The following is a 17,496-nucleotide window of genomic DNA, read 5'->3' as shown; positions in this document are numbered from 1 at the left end:
ATGAGCGCCTGCCTGCCCATCGAGCTGGCCGGCAGCACGCTCTGGCTGCTGGCGGAAAAGGCCATCTACTGGCCGGCGCAGCAGGCGCTGCTGGTCGCCGATGTGCATTTCGGCAAGGCCGCCGCTTACCGCCGGCTCGGCCAGCCGGTGCCACGCGGCACCACCGCCACCAACCTGCAGACGCTCGACAGGCTGCTGGCGCACTACACCTGCCGCCAGCTGATCTTCCTCGGCGACTTCCTCCATGCGCCCGAATCGCATGCGCCCGCCACTCTCGCCCGACTGGCCGAATGGCGCGCGGGCCACGCGCAGCTGGGCATGACGCTGATCCGCGGCAACCACGACCGTCGCGCCGGCGATCCGCCGCCGGAGCTGTGCATCGAGGTGGTGGGCGAACCGCTGCTGCTCGGGCCGTTCGCGCTGCAGCACGAGCCGACGCCGCATCCCACCCATCACGTGCTCGCCGGCCACCTGCATCCGGCATTCGTCCTGCGCGGCCGCGGTCGCCAGCGGTTGCGCCTGCCGTGCTTCTGCCTAGGTGAACGGGTCAGCCTGCTGCCGGCATTCGGCAGTTTCACCGGCGCGACCGAGATCGGCGCCGAAGCGGGCCGGCGCCTGTTTCTGGTCGGGGATGGGGAAGTCTGGTCGCTGACCTGATCAGGCCTCGGAAATACCCGTGACGGTTATGCCGTAACGCTCGGCGAGCCGCGTGGCCGGCGTGCTTTCCATGTCCGGGTCATGCTCGTGCTCAATATCCTCGCCGGCAAATTCCTGCTCGGCCTTGCGCGTCACCAGCTCGACGGCCTCGTCGATATCCGGTTGATGCGCTGAGTCGACCTTCAGTGTCGATGTGTTGCCATCTTTGTTGTAGGCAATGATCCAGGTTGTCATTTGGCAGCCCCTCGTTCTAGTTCAAAGCCGGGCCGGCAGCAGACGCCACCAATCCCAGTGTATGCCTTAGAGGCGAAAGCCGTCGGGCAAGTTCGCTCCAGACATGGAGGCCGCTCCGACCGGGTGCCCTGGCACGGGCGCTCACGCGGGCTAGTCTGTCGGTGAGCATCCCCCCGCAGGAGCCACCCATGCGCGCCTCCCTTACCCGCGCCGCCGACTACGACGAAGAGCAGCTGGTCGAGCTGCTGCGCCGGCACGCGCAACCGTTGCCGGACCTCGACGACCCCGCCTTCGCCGACGCCTTCGAGCGTTTCGCCGATGCCTGCGTGGTGCTGATCGGCGAAGCCAGCCACGGCACCTCCGAGTTCTACCGCGCGCGGGCGGCCATCACCCGCCGGCTGATCGAGCGCCACGGTTTCTCCATCGTCGCCGTCGAAGCCGACTGGCCGGACGCCGCCTGGATCGATCGCCACGTGCGCCAGCAGCAGCCCGCCGCCTGGGTGGAGGACGCCTTCAAGCGCTTTCCCACCTGGATGTGGCGCAATCGCGAGGTGGCGGCGTTCACCCGCTGGCTGCGCCAGCACAACGACGGCCTGCCGGCCGAACAGCGCGTGGAGTTTCGCGGCCTGGACGTGTACAGCCTAGGTTCCTCGATTGCCGAGGTGTTGCGCTATCTCGACCAGGTCGACCCGCCCGCCGCCAGCGCGGCACGCCAGCGATACGGCTGCCTGAGTCCGTGGCACGACGAACCGGCCGCCTACGGCCATCAGGTGCTGCTGGGTGAACCGTCCTGCGAGGACGCGGTGGTCGAGCAGCTGCGTACGCTGCTGGAACGCCGCCTGCAGTACGCCGCAAGCGACGGCGAACGTTTCTTCGATGCGGCGCGCAACGCCCATGTCGTGCTCGCCGCCGAGCAGTACTACCGCGCCATGTACCGCCGCTCCAGCGAATCCTGGAACCTGCGCGACCGGCACATGTTCGACACCCTGCGCGCGCTGCTGGAGCATCGCGGCGCGCAGGCCCGTGCGGTGGTCTGGGCACACAATTCGCACATCGGCAACGCGGCGGCGACGTCGATGGGCTGGGACGGCGAGTTCAACATCGGCGAGCTGTGTCGCACCGCGCTCGGCCGCGATGCGGTGCTGATCGGCATGGCCACCGATCGCGGCAGCGTGGCCGCCGCAGACAACTGGGATGAGCCGATGCAGATCATGGAGGTGCTACCGTCGCGGCCGGACAGCTGGGAGCAGCTGTTTCTGCGTGCCGGGCACGGTGCTTCGCTCACCGAGTGGCGCAGCGAAGCACACGGCAAGCTGCGCCAGGCGTTGGCCCAACCGCGCTTGGAGCGTGCCATCGGGGTGGTCTACCGGCCGCGGACCGAGCGTCAGAGCCACTATTTCCGTGCGGTGCTCGCCGAACAGTTCGATGCGCTGGTCTGGTTCGAGCAGACCAGCGCGGTGACGCCGGTCGGTCCGCGCCGATTCGACGACGCGGCCGTGCCGGATACCTATCCGTTCGGCGAGTGAAAAACGCGCGCCCGGCGCGCTCAGGCGACCGGTGCGGGTGGCGGCTGATCGGGAATGGTCGGTTCGCCCGGCTCGCCCGGTTGCACCGGCACGCCAGGCTCCTCGGGATCGCCCGGCACACCGCCGGCCCGCCAGTATTGCGCCTCACCGTTGCCCATGGTCCGAATCGCTGCGCCAGTCATGCCGCTGCCCTCCACAACGCGGGCACCCGGAATTGGGTGCACCCGGACTGTAGAGGCCGGGCGCGGCAGTTCTATCCCGCCATCGGTCGGAACCGTGGGCTTACCACATCAGGTCGTCGGGGATCTGGTAGGCGGCGTAAGGATCGTCGGCATCCGGCGCTTCGGTCTGCACGTTGAGCTGCACGATGCGCCGCGGGTCGCGCTCCTGGATCTTCAGCGCGGCCTCGCGCGGAATCACTTCGTAGCCGCCGCCGTGGCGGACGATCGCCAGCGAGCCGCCGGCCAGCTTGTCGCGCATCAGCTTGTTGACCGACAGGCGCTTGACCTTCTTGTCGTCGACGAAGTTGTAGTAGTCCTCGGTGGCCAGCTTCGGCAGGCGGCTGGTCTCGATCAGCTGCTTGACCTGTGCGGTACGGGCCTTCTGCTCGGCCTTCTCCTGCTGCTGGCGGTTGAGTTCCTGATCGCGCGCGAGCTTCTCGGCCTGCGCCTGCAGGGCCGCCTGGCGCTGGGAATCGTCCTTCTCGATCTGGCCCTTCTTCTCCAGGCGCTGCTGCTTCTGCTTCTGCTTGACGGCCTGCTTGGCCTGCTTTTCGTTGACCAGCCCGGCTTTGAGCAGCTGGTCGCGAAGGGAAAGACTCATGTTTCGGCTCGTCTGTGGTCATTCAATGGGGCGGGCGGGTCGCTCGAGGGCGATCCGCCGCGCGGAATTGTGATGGATGTGAACGCGAATCCACCGTGCGCACCGTCATCAGCCGCAGACAGGCGACTGCTCGGCCCGCTTGGCTGCATCCCAGAGCGCATCCAGCTCTTCGAGGGTGCAATTCTCGATGGGTCGCCCCGCCTGCCGCAAGGCCTGCTCGATGAAGCGGAAACGCCGCTCAAACTTGCCGTTGGCACCACGCAGGGCATTTTCCGGGTCCACCTTGAGGTGGCGCGCCAGGTTGACGACGACGAACAACAGATCGCCCAGCTCCTCGGCGATGGCGTCGGCGTCGTTCTCGCTCATCGCCACCAGCACTTCGTCGAGTTCTTCGCGCACCTTGTCGACCACCGGCAGCGCTTCCGGCCAGTCGAAACCGACCTGCGCGGCGCGCTTCTGCAGCTTGGCCGCGCGGCTCAGCGCCGGCAATGCGGCGGGCACGTCGTCGAGCAGCGACAGCTGTTCGGGCGCGGCGGCTTTCTCGGCGCGCTCCTCGGCCTTGATCTCCTCCCAGCGCTGCTTGATCGCGGCTTCATCGAGGCGCGGCAGCTCGGGCGAACCGTACAGATCGCCGTCGGGAAACACATGCGGATGGCGGCGCACCAGCTTGCGGGTGATCGCATCGACCACCGTGGCGAACTCGAAGCGCCCTTCTTCCTTGGCCAGCTGGCTGTAGTAGACGACCTGGAACAGCAGATCGCCCAGCTCGCCGGGCAGATGGTCGAAATCGCCACTCTCGATGGCATCGGCCACTTCGTAGGCCTCTTCCAGCGTATGCGGCACGATGCTGGCGTAGTTCTGCTGCAGGTCCCAGGGGCAGCCGTGCTGCGGGTCGCGCAGGCGGGCCATGAGGTGCAGCAGGTCGGGGAGTTGGTACATGGGATTCCTCAGCGAAACGAGGGCTGGTGAGGGACGCTGATGGCATCACGGTGAATGTAAAAAACGACATCCACCCTACGGTTCGGTCGCGGGCCAAACGCCCAAAACCGTATTGCATCGTAGGGTGGATGACGCTTCACCCATCCACCGTGACGCGGCCGGCGGCGCCGCCGGCCTTGCGTCTTACGTGGCCCGCTGGCGCTTGGCCTCGATGATGTTGGGTAGCTGAGAGATGCGACTGAGCAAGCGACCCAAGGCATTCAGCCCCGGAATCTCGATGGTCAACGTCATCTGCGCGGTGCTGTCTTCCTTGTTCGAGCGGGTGTTCATCGACAGCACGTTGATGCGCTCGTTGAGCAGCATCTGCGAGATGTCGCGCAGCAGCCCGGAACGGTCGTAGGCGCGGATGAAGATTTCCACCGGATAGGTTTTCTCCGGCACCGGGCCCCAGCTGACCTGGATGATCCGCTCCGGCTCGCGGCCGGCCAGTTGCAGCACCGACGGGCAGTCCTGGCGGTGGATGCTGACGCCACGGCCCTGGGTGATGTAGCCGACGATGGGATCGCCCGGCAGCGGCTGGCAGCAACCGGCCATCTGCGTCAGCAGGTTGCCCACGCCCTGAATCTGCACATCGCCGCGCTTGCCCGGCTTGTGCGGCGTCGAGCGCCGCGGAATCAGCTCCAGCTGGTCGTAGCCGCGCTCCGGCTCGACCAGCTGCTGCGCCAAATTGACCAGATGGGCCAGGCGCAGGTCGCCGGCACCGAGCGCGGCGAACATGTCTTCGGCAGTCTTGAGGTTGGCCTTCTCCGCCACCTTGTCGAAATCCACCGGCGGCAGGTCGAGACGGTTCAGTTCCCGCTCCAGCAGCGCCTTGCCGGCGGCGACGTTCTGGTCGCGCGCCTGCAACTTGAACCAGTGGACGATCTTCGCCCGCGAGCGCGAGGTGGTGATGTAGCCCAGGTTGGGGTTCAGCCAGTCACGGCTCGGCGAACCCTGCTTGCTGGTGATGATCTCCACCTGCTCGCCGGTCTGCAGGCTGTAGTTGAGCGGCACGATGCGCCCGTTGACCTTGGCGCCCCGGCAATTGTGGCCGATCTCGGTGTGCACGCGGTAGGCGAAGTCCAGCGGCGTGGCGCCCTTGGGCAGGTCGATGGCGTGGCCATCCGGGGTGAACACGTAGACGCGGTCCGGCTCGATGTCGACCCGCAGCTGATCGGCCAGCCCGCCGATGTCGCCCAGCTCTTCATGCCATTCGAGTACCTGGCGCAGCCAGGCGATCTTCTCCTCGTAATGATCGGAGCCGGAATTGACGTCGGTGCCCTTGTAGCGCCAGTGCGCGCAAACGCCCAGCTCGGCCTCCTCGTGCATGGCCTGGGTGCGGATCTGCACCTCCAGCACCTTGCCTTCCGGGCCGATCACCGCGGTGTGCAGCGAGCGGTAGCCGTTCTCCTTGGGGTTGGCGATGTAGTCGTCGAACTCCTTGGGAATGTGCCGCCACAGCGTGTGCACGATGCCGAGCGCGGTGTAGCAGTCACGCACCTCCGGCACCAGTACGCGCACGGCGCGCACGTCGTAGATCTGGCTGAACTGCAGGCCTTTCTTCTGCATCTTCCGCCAGATCGAGTAGATGTGCTTGGCGCGGCCGTCGATCTCCGGCTGGATACCGGCAGCGGTCAGTTCGTCCTTGAGCTGCTGCACCACGTTGGCGATGTACTGTTCGCGATCGAGCCGGCGCTCATGCAGCAGCTGGGCGATCTGTTTGTACTGCTCCGGCTCCAGATAGCGGAACGACAGGTCTTCCAGCTCCCACTTGATATGGCCGATGCCGAGGCGATGCGCCAGCGGCGCGTAGATGTCGAACACCTCGCGCGCCACGCGCTGGCGCTTGTCCTCGCTGGCGTTCTTCACCGCGCGGATGGCGCAGGTGCGCTCGGCCAGCTTGATCAGCGCCACGCGCACATCGTCGACCATCGCCACCAGCATCTTGCGCAGGTTCTCCACCTGCGCCTGCGAACCCAGCACCAGCGACTCACGCGGGTTGAGGCTGGCGCTGATCGCCGCCATGCGCAGCACACCCTCGATCAGCTTGGCGACCACCGGGCCGAAGCGCTGGTGCACCTCGGCCAGCTGAATCTTGCCTTCGCGCACGCCACGGTAGATCACCGCGGCGACCAGGCTGTCCTGGTCGAGCTTGAGATCGGCGAGAATTTCGGCGATCTCCAGGCCGGTCTGGTAGCTGGAGGTGCCTTCGCTCCACAGATTCTGCGCGGCGTTGGCTTGCTGCTCGGCCTCGCGAGCGAACTCGCAGGCCTCCTTGAGTGCCGCGCGATCCAGCGCCGGGTCCATGCCCAGCACGTGGTCGAGCCAGCTGTCGAGGTTGATGCTGCCGTCGGTATTGACCGGCTGAAGCGCTCTGACCTGTACCATCTAAACCTTCCCTCTGCGCAGTGACTGCGCCGCACGCCGGCATTCTGCGTGCCGGTCGGTTGAATCGCAGGCCGGTTGCCTGCCAAGAAATCACCGGGCGGCGCGGTCCGTCAGTTCGAACAGCGCCATCGCCTCGACATGTGCCGTCTGCGGGAACATGTCGATCACACCGGCCCGGGACAGCCGGTAGCCCTGGCGGGCCAGCTCGGCCGCGTCGCGGGCGAGCGTTGCAGGATTGCATGAAACATAGACGAGGCGGCGCGCACCGAACTCCGACATTTGTCGAACAACCTCCAGCGCGCCGTCACGCGGGGGGTCCAGCAGCACCGCGTCGAAACCGCTGCGCGCCCAAGGTGCATCGGCCAGCGGCTTCGACAGGTCTGCACGATAAAAGTGCAGGCCGTCCAGGCCGTTGCGCAACGCGTTGCCGCGTGCCCGCTCGACCATCGCCTCGACGCCCTCTACGCCGGTTACCTGCGCGCCGCTGCGCGCCAGCGCCAGGGCGAAATTGCCGAGCCCGCAGAACAGGTCCAGCACCCGCTCGCCGGGAGCCGGCGCCAGCCAGTCCAGCGCCTGAGCGATCATCGCCTCGTTGACCGCGGCATTGACCTGGACGAAATCGCCCGGACGCCACTCCAGCTCCAGCTTCCATGGCTCCAGGCGATAACCCAGCGGTGCCGCTTCGAGCGGCGCCGGCTCGCCCTCGCCCTGCAGCCACAGCTGCGCACCCTGCTGGTGCGCGAATGCCTGCAGCTGCGCCAGGTCGTCCACCGCCAGCGCGGCCGTGTGGCGCACCAGCACGGCCTCGGCGGTACCGCTGAACAGCTCGATGTGGCCAATGGCCTGGGGTTGGGTCAATTTGTGCAACACCGCCAACAGATGCGGCAACAGCGTCTGCAAAGGCTGTACCAGCACGGGGCATTGCTCGATCGGGACGATCTGCTGGCTGGCCGCGGCGCGAAAGCCCACCGCCAGTCGCGCGGCCTTGGCATCCCAGCGCACGGCAAGTCGGGCGCGGCGCCGATAGCCGAACTCCGGGCCGCTCAGCGGCGCGGCCCAGGTCTGCGGCTCGAGGCCGGCGACGCGCGCGAGCTGCTCGCCGAGGGTGCGCTGCTTGAGTTCCAGCTGATCGGCCGCCGCCGCATGCTGCAGGGTGCAACCGCCGCACAGGCGTGCATGCGGGCAGGGTTCGTGGCGCCGCTGCGGGCTGGCGTCGAGGACCCGCTCACAGCGCGACTCGACGATCTGCGCGCGCGCACCGAGCACGCGCGCCTCGACCCGCTCGCCCCGCAGTGCACCGGCGACGAACCAGGTGCGGCCGTCGACGAAGGCGATACCGCGCCCATCGTGCGCCAGCCGCTCGATGACCAGCGTCTGCTTCTTGCCGACCGGCACTTGCGGCTTGCGCTCGCCACCGCTGGGCTGAAAGCGCAAGGCGCCGCTACGTTTGGCCATGGGCTGGAACCTGCTTCAAGGGAACGGCAAGGCGCTGCGCTGCTGCCGGATGACAGCAGGCGGCGATGAATTCAGTTGGGAGCGTCATACACGCCGGTGGACAGGTAGCGATCGCCACGGTCGCAGACGATGGCCACGATTACCGCGTTCTCGACCTCGCGCGACAGGCGCAACGCCGCCGCCACCGCGCCGCCCGAGGACACGCCGCAGAAGATGCCTTCTTCGCGGGCCAGGCGGCGCATCACCGTCTCGGCCTCGTCCTGCGACATATCGACGACGCGGTCGACGCGCTCGGCCTGGAAGATCCTCGGCAGGTATTCCTGCGGCCAGCGACGGATGCCGGGAATCGCCGCGCCTTCCATCGGCTGCAGGCCGACGATCTGCACGTGCGGATTCTGCTCCTTGAGATAGCGCGACACGCCCATGATGGTGCCGGTGGTGCCCATCGAGCTGACGAAGTGAGTGATGCTGCCGTGGGTCTGCCGCCAGATTTCCGGGCCGGTGCTGCCGTAGTGCGCCTCGGGGTTGTCGTCGTTGGCGAACTGGTCGAGCACCTTGCCGCGGCCCTCGGCCTGCATCTGCAGCGCCAGGTCGCGCGCGCCTTCCATGCCCTGCTCACGGGTCACCAGGATCAGCTCCGCACCGTAGGCGGTCATCGCCGACTTGCGCTCGGCGCTGGAGTTGTCCGGCATGATCAGAATCATCCGGTAACCCTTGATTGCCGCCGCCATCGCCAGGGCGATACCGGTGTTGCCCGACGTAGCCTCGATCAGCGTGTCGCCGGGCTGGATATCGCCGCGCAGCTCGGCACGGGTGATCATCGACAGTGCGGGACGGTCCTTGACCGAGCCGGCCGGGTTGTTGCCTTCGAGCTTGACCAGAATCGTGTTGCTGGTGTTGCCGGGCAGGCGTTGCAGGCGAACCAGCGGCGTGTTGCCGATGCAGTCGGCAATGGTCGGGTAGTGGATTGTCATGACGTCATGAACCACACGGCGGGAAAAAAGGCGCACATGATACCGGCAACCGCCGGTCACGGGCAGACTCCGAGCGCCGCCGCGCCGGCCGCTTCGTCGCCTGCCCGGTGACCGCCCCCGAATGGCGCGGAACCCGCGCGTGCTCCATAATCGCGCCCCTTTGGCGCTGCCCGTCGTCTGGCGCAGCGGGCACCTGGAGGTCTGTCGTGGAACTGCTGCATACCATCTACCTGATCGCGATCACCGCCGAAGCCATGTCCGGGGCCATCATGGGCATGCGACGCGGCATGGACCTGTTCGGCATCTGCCTGCTCGGCACGGTGACCGCTCTGGGTGGCGGCACCGCCCGCGACATCCTGCTCGGCCATTACCCGATCGGCTGGATCGCGCACCCCGAATACCTGTCCTTCACCATCGGCGCGGCGATCGTCACCGGCTTCATCGCACGCTACCTGCATCGCCTGCGCCAGGTTTTCCTGCTGGTGGACGGCCTGGGCCTGGTGGCGTTCACGGTGATCGGCTGCGACGTGGCGATGGGCATGGGCGCGCATCCGTCGATCGTGGTCTTCGCCGGCGTCATCACCGGCATTTTCGGCGGTTTGATGCGCGACGTGCTGTGCAACGAGGTGCCGATGGTGCTGCAGCGCGAGCTGTACGCCACCGTCGCGCTGTTCACCGGCGTGCTCTACGTCGGCCTGCTGTGGCTGGAGATGAACACCGCGCTCGCCACGCTGATCGCGCTGGGCAGCGGTTTCCTGTTCCGCGTGCTGGCGATGACCTTCCGCTGGCGCCTGCCGGACTTCAACGGCAAGGAGATTCGCGGCCTCGATTGAGCCGCCGCGCCGGCGCCGCCGGCTTGACCGGCGTACAGATTCATCCCCGGCAAATCGCTACACTAGCGGGCTGGCAACCCAGGGGAATGGACTGTGCTCAAAGACGTAGGAATCCGAGGCCGCGTACTGGTACTCACGCTGCTGCCGAGCACCCTGCTCGCCATCGCGCTGGGCGCCTACTTCACCTGGATGCAGCTCTCCGAGATGCGTCACCAGCTCGACGAACGCGGCGTGCTGATCGCCGAACAGCTGGCGCCGCTGGCCGCTCCGGCGATGAACCTGGGCTACGACAAACGCCTGCAGCGCATCCTCGCGCAGGTGCTCGACCAGAACGACGTCCGCGCGGTGACCATCCTCGACGCCGAGCGCAACGCGCGCGCGCACGTCGGCCCGCGAATGCTCACCCCCTCGCCACCCGGCGACCCGGAGGGCCTGACCCGGGTCAGCAGCCTGGACTACACGCGCATCCTCATGCCGGTGTTGCAGCAGCACCTGAATCTCGGCGAGGAGGCACGCGGCAACGGCAATGCACTGATCGGCTGGCTGGAGCTGGAGCTGTCGCATCACGGCACGCTGCTGCGCGGCTATCGCAGCCTGTTCACCAGCCTGCTGCTGGTCGGCGCCGGCCTGATCGTCACCGCCCTGCTGGCGCTGCGCATGAGCCGCACCATCAGCCAGCCGCTGCAGCGCGTGCAGCTGGCCGTCACCCAGCTCAAGGACGGCCATCTGGAAACGCGTCTGCCGGCCCTGGGCAGCCACGAGATGGACGAGCTGGCCTCGGGCATCAACCGCATGGCCGAGGCCCTGCTCAGCGCCCGCGAGGAGCTGCAGCAAAGCATCGACCAGGCCACCGCCGACGTGCAGCAGAATCTGGAAACCATCGAGATCCAGAACATCGAGCTGGACCTGGCGCGCAAGGAGGCGCTGGAAGCCAGCCGGATCAAGTCCGAGTTCCTCGCCAACATGAGCCACGAGATCCGCACCCCGCTCAACGGCATCCTCGGCTTCACCCACCTGCTGCAGAAAAGCGACCTCACCCCGCGCCAGCAGGACTACCTGTCGACCATCGAGAAATCCGCCGACAACCTGCTCGGCATCATCAACGAGATTCTCGATTTCTCGAAGATCGAGGCCGGCAAGCTGGTGCTCGACAGCGTGCCGTTCAACCTGCGCGATCTGATCGAGGACACCCTGACCATCCTCGCACCGGCCGCGCACACCAAGCAGCTCGAGCTGGTCAGCCTGGTCTACCGCGACACCCCGCTGTCGCTGGTCGGCGATCCGCAGCGGCTCAAGCAGGTGCTGACCAATCTGGTCAGCAATGCCATCAAGTTCACCAACGAAGGCACCATCGCCGTACGCGCGATGATCGAGGAAGAAAGCGCCGAGCGCGCACAGCTGCGCATCAGCGTGCAGGACACCGGCATCGGCCTCACCGATCAGGACCTGCGGGCGCTGTTCCAGGCCTTCAGCCAGGCCGACAACTCGCTGTCGCGCCAGCCCGGCGGCACCGGCCTGGGGCTGGTGATCTCCAAGCGCCTGATCGAGCAGATGGGCGGCGAGATCGGCGTCGACAGCATTCCGGATGAGGGCTCGGAATTCTGGATCACCCTGAGCCTGCCCAAAGCGCGCGACGACATCGAGGACCAGCCGCCGGCTGCGCTGCTCGGACGCCGGGTGGCGCTGCTCGAACAGCATCCGCTGGCGCGCCAGGCGCTGCAGCACCAGCTGGAAAGCTGCGGACTGAGCGTGCAGAACTTCGACAACCTGGAGCAGCTGCAGCGCAGCGTCGCCAGTCAGCGTGACAGCAACGTGCCGATCGACCTGGCCGTACTCGGCATCACCACCCGCGAACTGGCACCAGCGCAGCTGGGCCAGTTGCTCTACGAATTCGACACGCTGGACTGCAAGTGCGTGGTGCTCTGCCCGACCACCGAACAACCGTTGTTCAGCGACACCTTGCCGGATCATCACAGCCACGCCCAGCTGCAGGGCAAGCCGGCGCGCACGCGCAAGCTGCAGCGCGTGCTGCTGGAGCTGCTGCGCCCGGCGCAGGCGGTGGCGCCGTCCGTCCAGCCGGCAAGCGGCCGGGTGCCGCAGCTGCTCTGCGTCGATGACAACCCGGCCAACCTGCTGCTGGTGGAAACGCTGCTGAGCGATCTCGGCGCCGCGGTAGTCGCCGTGGACAACGGCCCCGAAGCGCTGGAGGCAGTCAAGCGGCACAGCTTCGACCTGGTCCTGATGGACGTGCAAATGCCGGGAATGGACGGCCGGCAGACCACCGAGGCGATCCGCCAGTGGGAAAACGATACCGGTGCGCTGCCGCTACCGATCGTCGCCCTCACCGCGCATGCGCTGGCCAACGAAAAGCGCGCCCTGCTGCAAGCCGGGCTGGACGACTACCTGACCAAGCCGATCAGCGAGCGCCAGCTGGCGCAGGTGGTGCTCAAGTGGACCGGCCTGACCCTGCGCAGCCAGCCTCAGGCGCAGCCGCCGAGTCCGCCGCGCGCCGTGCCGGCCGATATCCCGGCAACGCTGCCGGAGCAGGTGTTCCCGGTACTCGACGAGGAGGAAGGCCTGCGCCTGGCCGCCGGCAAGGCCGATCTCGCCGGCGAGTTGCTGAGCATGCTGCTCGGCTCGCTGGACGCCGACCGCGTGGCGATCCGCCAGGCGCGCCAGGCCGGCGACCGCCAGCGGCAGATTGAGCGCGTGCATCGCCTGCACGGCGCCACCCGTTACTGCGGCGTGCCGCAGCTGCGCAACGCCTGCCTGCAGAGCGAGACGCTGCTCAAGCAGAACAGCCCGGCTGCCGAGGCCGCCCTCGACGAGCTGGACGCCGCCATCGAACGGCTGGGGCACGCCGCCCACGTCGCCAGCTGACCCCTTCATCCGAGCCGGATTTTCCCATGCCAGATCGCCCCGCAACGCCCGCCTTCCAGCCCGCCGAACTCGACTGGGACGCGAGCGGCCAGCCCCAATCGCGCCACTATGGCGACGTGTACTTTTCGCGCGCCTCGGGGCTGGAAGAAACCCGCCACGTTTTTCTCGCCCAGAACGACCTCGCCCGGCGCTTCGCCGCACTCACCGCCGGGCAGCACCTGGTGATCGGCGAAACCGGCTTCGGCACCGGGCTCAACTTCCTCTGCGCCTGGCAGCTGTTCGATGAGGTCGCGCCAACCGGGGCGCGCCTGCACTTCGTCAGCGTCGAGAAGCACCCACTGACCCACGCCGATCTCGCGCGTGCGCTGGCGCTCTGGCCACAGCTGCAGACGCAGGCGCAGCCGCTGCTGGAGCAATACCTGGCGATTCATCCGGGCTTCCAGCAACTGGTATTCGGCGGCGGCCGGGTGGTGCTGACGCTGCTGATCGGTGATGTGCTCGAAGCGCTGCCGAGCCTGGATGCGCGGGTCGATGCCTGGTTCCTCGACGGCTTCGCGCCGGCGAAGAACCCGGAAATGTGGCAGCCGGCGCTGTTCGCCGAGCTGGCGCGGCTGTCGGCGCCCGGTGCGACGCTGGGCACCTTCACCAGCGCCGGCTTCGTCCGTCGCGGTCTCGGCGAAGCCGGCTTCGACATGCAGCGCGTACCCGGTTTCGGCCACAAGCGCGAAATCCTCCGCGGGCACTTCGTCGGCAGTGCCACGGCGACGGCCAAGCCCTGGTACGCGCGCCCCGCCTTCCAGCCGCGCCAGCGTCGTGCGCTGGTGATCGGCGCGGGTCTGGCCGGCTGTGCCAGCGCCGCCAGCCTGGCCGCGCGCGGCTGGCACGTCAGCGTGCTGGAGCGCCACGCCAGCCCCGCCGAGGAAGGCTCCGGCAATCCGCAGGGAGTGCTCTATCTCAAGCTGTCGGCGCATGGCACGGCGCTGTCGCGGCTGGTGGTCGCCGGCTTCGGCTACACCCGCCGGCTGCTGCGCCATCTGCAGCAGGGTCAGGACTGGGACGCCTGCGGCGTGCTGCAGATCGCCTATGACGACGAGGAGCGTGCGCGCCAGGCGGAGCTGGCGTCGGCATTCCCCGCCGATCTGGTCCATCCGCTGCCGCGGGCCGAGGCCGAACAGCTGGCCGGCGTGGCGCTGCCAGACGGCGGGCTGTTCTATCCAGAGGCCGGCTGGGCGCATCCGCCAGCGGTCTGTCGCTGGCTGCTGGCGCAACCGAACATCGAACTGCTGCGCCACCGCGAGGTGCTCGAACTGCGCCGCGACGGCGAACAGTGGCAGGCGGTGTGCAACGGCGAGGTGCTGGTCGAGGCACCGCTGGTGGTGCTCGCCGGCGCCGCCGAAGCGGCGCGCTTTAGCCAGAGCGCCTGGCTACCGCTCAAACGCATTCGCGGGCAGATCACCTGCCTGCCGGCAACCGCCGACAGCGCTGCGCTGCGCACCGTGCTCTGCGCCAAGGGCTACGTCGCCCCGGCACGCGACGGCGTGCACACGCTGGGGGCGAGCTTCAACTTCCAGCAGACTGATCCGGCGCCGAGCGAGGCCGAGCACCTGTCCAATCTGGAACAGCTGGCCGGGGTGTCCGAGGATCTCTACCGGCGCCTGCACGCTGACCCGGCCCAGGTCGGTCGCCTCGAAGGACGGGTGGCGATGCGCTGCACCAGCCCCGACTACCTGCCGCTGATCGGCCCGCTGGCCGACGCCGAAGGCTTCGCCGAAGCCTTCGCTGCGCTGAGCAAGAACGCCCGACAAACGCCAGACGCGCCCTGCCCCTGGCTCGACGGCCTGTACGTGAACACCGCGCACGGCTCGCGCGGGATGATCACCACGCTGCTCTCGGGCGAGCTGCTGGCTGCGTGGATCGAAGGCGAGCCGTTGCCGCTGCCGCGCGAAGTCGCCGAAGCCTGCCACCCCAACCGCTTCCTGCTGCGCAAGCTGATTCGCGGCAGCTGACCGATGCGCCGCCGCGGCTTCGGTCGCGGCGCCACAGCGCGACCGGACCGCCTGCGGCAATGCCGCGCATCTTGCGCTCGCACAGCCATCGCATGATACTCCCCCCCCTATCTAAACGACTTGTCGGAGACTCCGATGAAACGCCGCTACCTGATGCTCCTGAGCCTGCTTCCGCTCGGCCTGCACGCCGCTCCGGCGGTCGACACCTCCCAGTTGCAAAGCGAGGCGCAGGCGCTGATTCCGCCGTTCCAGCAGCAGCTGCTCGCCACCGTCAAGCAGGCCGTCGCCGAAGGCGGGCCGGCCAAGGCCGTCGAAGCCTGCAACCTGCTCGCGCCGGGTATCGCCGCGCAGCACAGCAAGGCGCCCTGGCAGGTCGGCCGTACCGCGTTGAAGGTGCGCAACCCGGACAACGCGCCGGACGCCTGGGAACGCCAGGTGCTCGAGCAATTCGCCCAGCGTGCCGCCGCCGGTGAACCGCTGGAGCAGCTGCGCCACGGCGAAGTGGTCAACGGCGAGTACCGCTACCTGCAGGCCATCGGCACTGCCGAAGCGTGCCTGGGCTGCCACGGCAGCAACATCAAGCCGGAACTGCTGACCCTGCTCGACCAGCACTATCCGCAGGATCAGGCGCGCGGTTTCAAGGAAGGCGATCTGCGCGGCGCCTTCAGCCTGCGCCGTCCGCTGGACCGCTGAGCGACGGGATCGGCTAGCATCGCCCTTTGTCTGCGACCCGAGGACTACTCGATGTGTGACCCACGCATACCGGCCCGCGCAGCGGACGTTCGCTGATGGAGACGCTGCTGCTCGAAGCCCTCGGCATCGGTCTGCTGCTCGGCCTGCTGCTGGGGCTGACCGGCGCCGGCGGCTCGCTGGTCGCGCTGCCGCTGCTGCTCAGCCTGCATCTGCCGCTGCGCGATGCCATCGGTGTCAGCCTCGGCGCGGTCGCCATGTCGGCGCTGATTGGCGCGATTCCCCGCGCCTGGCAGGGCCAGGTGGCCTGGAAGCCGGTGGCGTTGCTGGCGCTGTGCGGCCTGCCAGGCAACGCCGCCGGGCAGTGGCTCGGCCAGTTCATCCCCGAGAAGGCGCTGATCATCGCCTTCTGCCTGCTGGTGATGTGGTCGGCCTGGCGCATGTGGCGCGGAGCGAGTCTGCCGGCGCGGGAAAACGGCTCGATACGTCACGGCGCGCTGATCGCCATCGGCCTGGGCGTCGGTCTGTTGTCCGGGCTGATGGGCGTTGGCGGCGGCTTCCTGGTCGTGCCGGCGCTGCTCTGGTTCACGCCACTGACACTGCTCAGCGCGATGGCCACCTCGATGGCGGTGATCGCGCTGGTCAGCGGCGGCGGCTTCCTCCTCTACCTCAGCGACGCCCAGCCACCGCTGGCCCTGCTCGGCGGGCTGGCAGCCGGCGGCGCGTGCGGCGTGCTGGCCGGCAACCGGCTGGCGAACTATCTCAACAGCAGCGTGCTGCAGCGCATCTTCGCGCTGATGCTGGTGGCCGTCAGCCTGTCGCTGGGCGTGCAGAAGCTGCTGCTCGGGCACTGAGTCAGCGCCGCAGCGGGTCGTCCCAGAATGGCCGGCTGGCTTCCTGCTCGATATCGGCCCGGCTGTAACCGATGTCCTTGAGCATCGCGTCGCTCATCGACGCCAGCTGCCGACGCTGGCGCGCCAGTTCCTGCCAGCGACGCAATTGCCGCCAGCCGTCGCGCAGCAAGGTGCTCCAGGCGAGACGGCGCGGCGTCGGCAGGTGCCGCAGGATCGATGCGTTGTCATGAGTTTTCATGCTCTGGCCCTCCAATCGGGATGGCGCCAGTCTCTTGCCGTGGCTACGATCAATCCAACGAATACTCTTGATGCAACCCATCTTGGAGATTGATGAGTGGCCAACTATCCGGGCATCGATACCGAACTGCTGCGCAGCTTCGTCGCCATCGCCGACCACGGTGGATTCACCCGCGCGGCGGAGGCGGTACACCGCACGCAGTCGGCGATCAGCATGCAGATGAAGCGGCTGGAGGAGGACGTGCTGCAGCGTCCGCTGTTCGAGCGCAGCGGTCGGCAGGTCAGCCTCACCGCCGAGGGCCAGGTGCTGCTCGGCTATGCGCGGCGCATCCTCAAGCTGCATGGCGAGGTGATGACCACGCTGCGCGAGCCGCACATGGTTGGCGCGGTGCGCATCGGCACGCCGGACGATTACGTGATGCGCTTTCTGCCCGGCATCCTCGCCCAGTTCGCCCAGGCCTATCCGCTGGTGCAGGTCGAGCTGCATTGCGAGCCGTCCTACCAGTTGCTGCAGCGGCAGGACATGGACCTGACCATCGTCACTCGCGAGCCGGGAACCGAGATCGGCCAGCTGTTGCGCCAGGAGCGCTTCGTCTGGGCCGAGGCCACCGGCTACGACCTGCACCAGCAGCGGCCGATCCCGCTGGCGATGTTCAACAGCGGCTGCTTCTGCCGTGCCTGGGTCTGCAATGCGCTGGACGCGGCCGAGATCGACTACCGCATCGCCTACACCAGCCCGAGCCTGGCGGCGCTGATGGCACTGGTCGGCGCCGGGCTGGCGGTGACCGCACAACTGCGCAGCCTGATCCCGCCGCAGCTGCGCATTCTCGGCGAGGCCGAAGGCCTGCCAGCGTTGCCGCAATGCAGCATCGTGCTGCTGCGCAATCCGCGCAGCCAGTCGCCGGTGAGCGAGGCGCTGGCCGAGTACATCGTCGAGGGTTTCCGCCTGTAGCAAGCCGGGC

General features: G+C 67.9%; 16 protein-coding genes. 8 read left to right on the top strand and 8 right to left on the bottom strand.

What is annotated here, in order from left to right; genetic code table 11:
* Positions 1–657, top strand: coding sequence for a ligase-associated DNA damage response endonuclease PdeM (pdeM, locus tag NAV27_RS07845; protein ID WP_102828847.1), 657 nt, complete (start codon positions 1–3; stop codon positions 655–657).
* Here pdeM and NAV27_RS07840 read toward each other — a convergent pair whose 3' ends face one another.
* The gene (locus NAV27_RS07840) at positions 658–891 is read right to left on the bottom strand and encodes a hypothetical protein (protein ID WP_054095100.1); all 234 of its coding nucleotides are present in this window, start codon (positions 889–891) and stop codon (positions 658–660) included.
* Positions 892–1,079: 188 nt separating this feature from the next.
* On the opposite strand from NAV27_RS07840, the gene NAV27_RS07835 reads away from it, so the two are divergent.
* Positions 1,080–2,417: an erythromycin esterase family protein gene (locus NAV27_RS07835; protein ID WP_102828846.1), complete on the top strand. Its 1,338-nt coding sequence runs from the start codon at positions 1,080–1,082 to the stop codon at positions 2,415–2,417.
* A 20-nt stretch (positions 2,418–2,437) separates the two neighbouring features.
* On the opposite strand, the gene NAV27_RS07830 is transcribed toward NAV27_RS07835, so the two are convergent.
* The 6 genes from NAV27_RS07830 to cysM all read right to left on the bottom strand — a co-directional run bounded on the left by NAV27_RS07830 (position 2,438) and on the right by cysM (position 9,034).
* Positions 2,438–2,599, bottom strand: coding sequence for a hypothetical protein (locus NAV27_RS07830; RefSeq protein WP_165595088.1), 162 nt, complete (start codon positions 2,597–2,599; stop codon positions 2,438–2,440).
* A 100-nt stretch (positions 2,600–2,699) separates the two neighbouring features.
* The gene (locus tag NAV27_RS07825) at positions 2,700–3,239 is read right to left on the bottom strand and encodes a DUF2058 domain-containing protein (RefSeq protein ID WP_102828845.1); all 540 of its coding nucleotides are present in this window, start codon (positions 3,237–3,239) and stop codon (positions 2,700–2,702) included.
* Positions 3,240–3,347: 108 nt separating this feature from the next.
* A complete protein-coding gene (mazG, locus tag NAV27_RS07820) occupies positions 3,348–4,178 on the bottom strand; it encodes a nucleoside triphosphate pyrophosphohydrolase (protein WP_102828844.1) in 831 nt (276 codons plus the stop codon).
* A gap of 183 nt (positions 4,179–4,361) precedes the next feature.
* Positions 4,362–6,605, bottom strand: a complete 2,244-nt coding sequence (gene relA, locus NAV27_RS07815) for a GTP diphosphokinase (RefSeq protein WP_102828843.1) — start codon at positions 6,603–6,605, stop codon at positions 4,362–4,364.
* A gap of 90 nt (positions 6,606–6,695) precedes the next feature.
* Complete coding sequence (gene rlmD, locus NAV27_RS07810; protein ID WP_102828842.1) at positions 6,696–8,060, bottom strand: 23S rRNA (uracil(1939)-C(5))-methyltransferase RlmD; 1,365 nt, start codon at positions 8,058–8,060, stop codon at positions 6,696–6,698.
* 71 nt (positions 8,061–8,131) lie between these two features.
* Positions 8,132–9,034 carry a cysteine synthase CysM gene (gene cysM, locus NAV27_RS07805; RefSeq protein ID WP_008570711.1) on the bottom strand — a complete coding sequence of 301 codons (903 nt, stop codon included), beginning with the start codon at positions 9,032–9,034 and terminating at the stop codon, positions 8,132–8,134.
* A gap of 206 nt (positions 9,035–9,240) precedes the next feature.
* Here cysM and NAV27_RS07800 point away from each other — a divergent pair, with 206 nt between their 5' ends.
* From NAV27_RS07800 to NAV27_RS07780, 5 genes are all read left to right on the top strand, one after another.
* On the top strand, positions 9,241–9,867 hold the full coding sequence (locus NAV27_RS07800) for a trimeric intracellular cation channel family protein (RefSeq protein WP_008570712.1): 627 nt from the start codon (positions 9,241–9,243) through the stop codon (positions 9,865–9,867).
* A gap of 93 nt (positions 9,868–9,960) precedes the next feature.
* Complete coding sequence (locus tag NAV27_RS07795; protein ID WP_102828841.1) at positions 9,961–12,747, top strand: response regulator; 2,787 nt, start codon at positions 9,961–9,963, stop codon at positions 12,745–12,747.
* A gap of 26 nt (positions 12,748–12,773) precedes the next feature.
* Positions 12,774–14,753: a bifunctional tRNA (5-methylaminomethyl-2-thiouridine)(34)-methyltransferase MnmC2/FAD-dependent 5-carboxymethylaminomethyl-2-thiouridine(34) oxidoreductase MnmC1 gene (gene mnmC / locus NAV27_RS07790; protein ID WP_102828840.1), complete on the top strand. Its 1,980-nt coding sequence runs from the start codon at positions 12,774–12,776 to the stop codon at positions 14,751–14,753.
* Between the two features lie 135 nt (positions 14,754–14,888).
* Positions 14,889–15,446, top strand: coding sequence for a Tll0287-like domain-containing protein (locus NAV27_RS07785; protein WP_008570715.1), 558 nt, complete (start codon positions 14,889–14,891; stop codon positions 15,444–15,446).
* A 95-nt stretch (positions 15,447–15,541) separates the two neighbouring features.
* Positions 15,542–16,297: a sulfite exporter TauE/SafE family protein gene (locus tag NAV27_RS07780; protein ID WP_102828839.1), complete on the top strand. Its 756-nt coding sequence runs from the start codon at positions 15,542–15,544 to the stop codon at positions 16,295–16,297.
* A gap of 1 nt (position 16,298) precedes the next feature.
* Here NAV27_RS07780 and NAV27_RS07775 read toward each other — a convergent pair whose 3' ends face one another.
* Positions 16,299–16,535 carry a DUF1127 domain-containing protein gene (locus NAV27_RS07775; protein WP_008570718.1) on the bottom strand — a complete coding sequence of 79 codons (237 nt, stop codon included), beginning with the start codon at positions 16,533–16,535 and terminating at the stop codon, positions 16,299–16,301.
* A gap of 96 nt (positions 16,536–16,631) precedes the next feature.
* Between NAV27_RS07775 and NAV27_RS07770 the strand changes: the two genes are divergently transcribed.
* Positions 16,632–17,486 (top strand): LysR substrate-binding domain-containing protein, encoded by an 855-nt coding sequence (locus tag NAV27_RS07770; RefSeq protein ID WP_008570720.1) that lies wholly within the window; start codon positions 16,632–16,634, stop codon positions 17,484–17,486.
* The last annotated feature ends 10 nt before the right edge of the window (positions 17,487–17,496 follow it).

The sequence above is a fragment of the Stutzerimonas degradans genome, assembly GCF_024448505.1.
GTDB lineage: Bacteria > Pseudomonadota > Gammaproteobacteria > Pseudomonadales > Pseudomonadaceae > Stutzerimonas > Stutzerimonas degradans.
The sequence above is the reverse complement of the archived record's forward strand: the minus strand, read 5'-3'. Positions and strand labels throughout refer to the sequence as shown.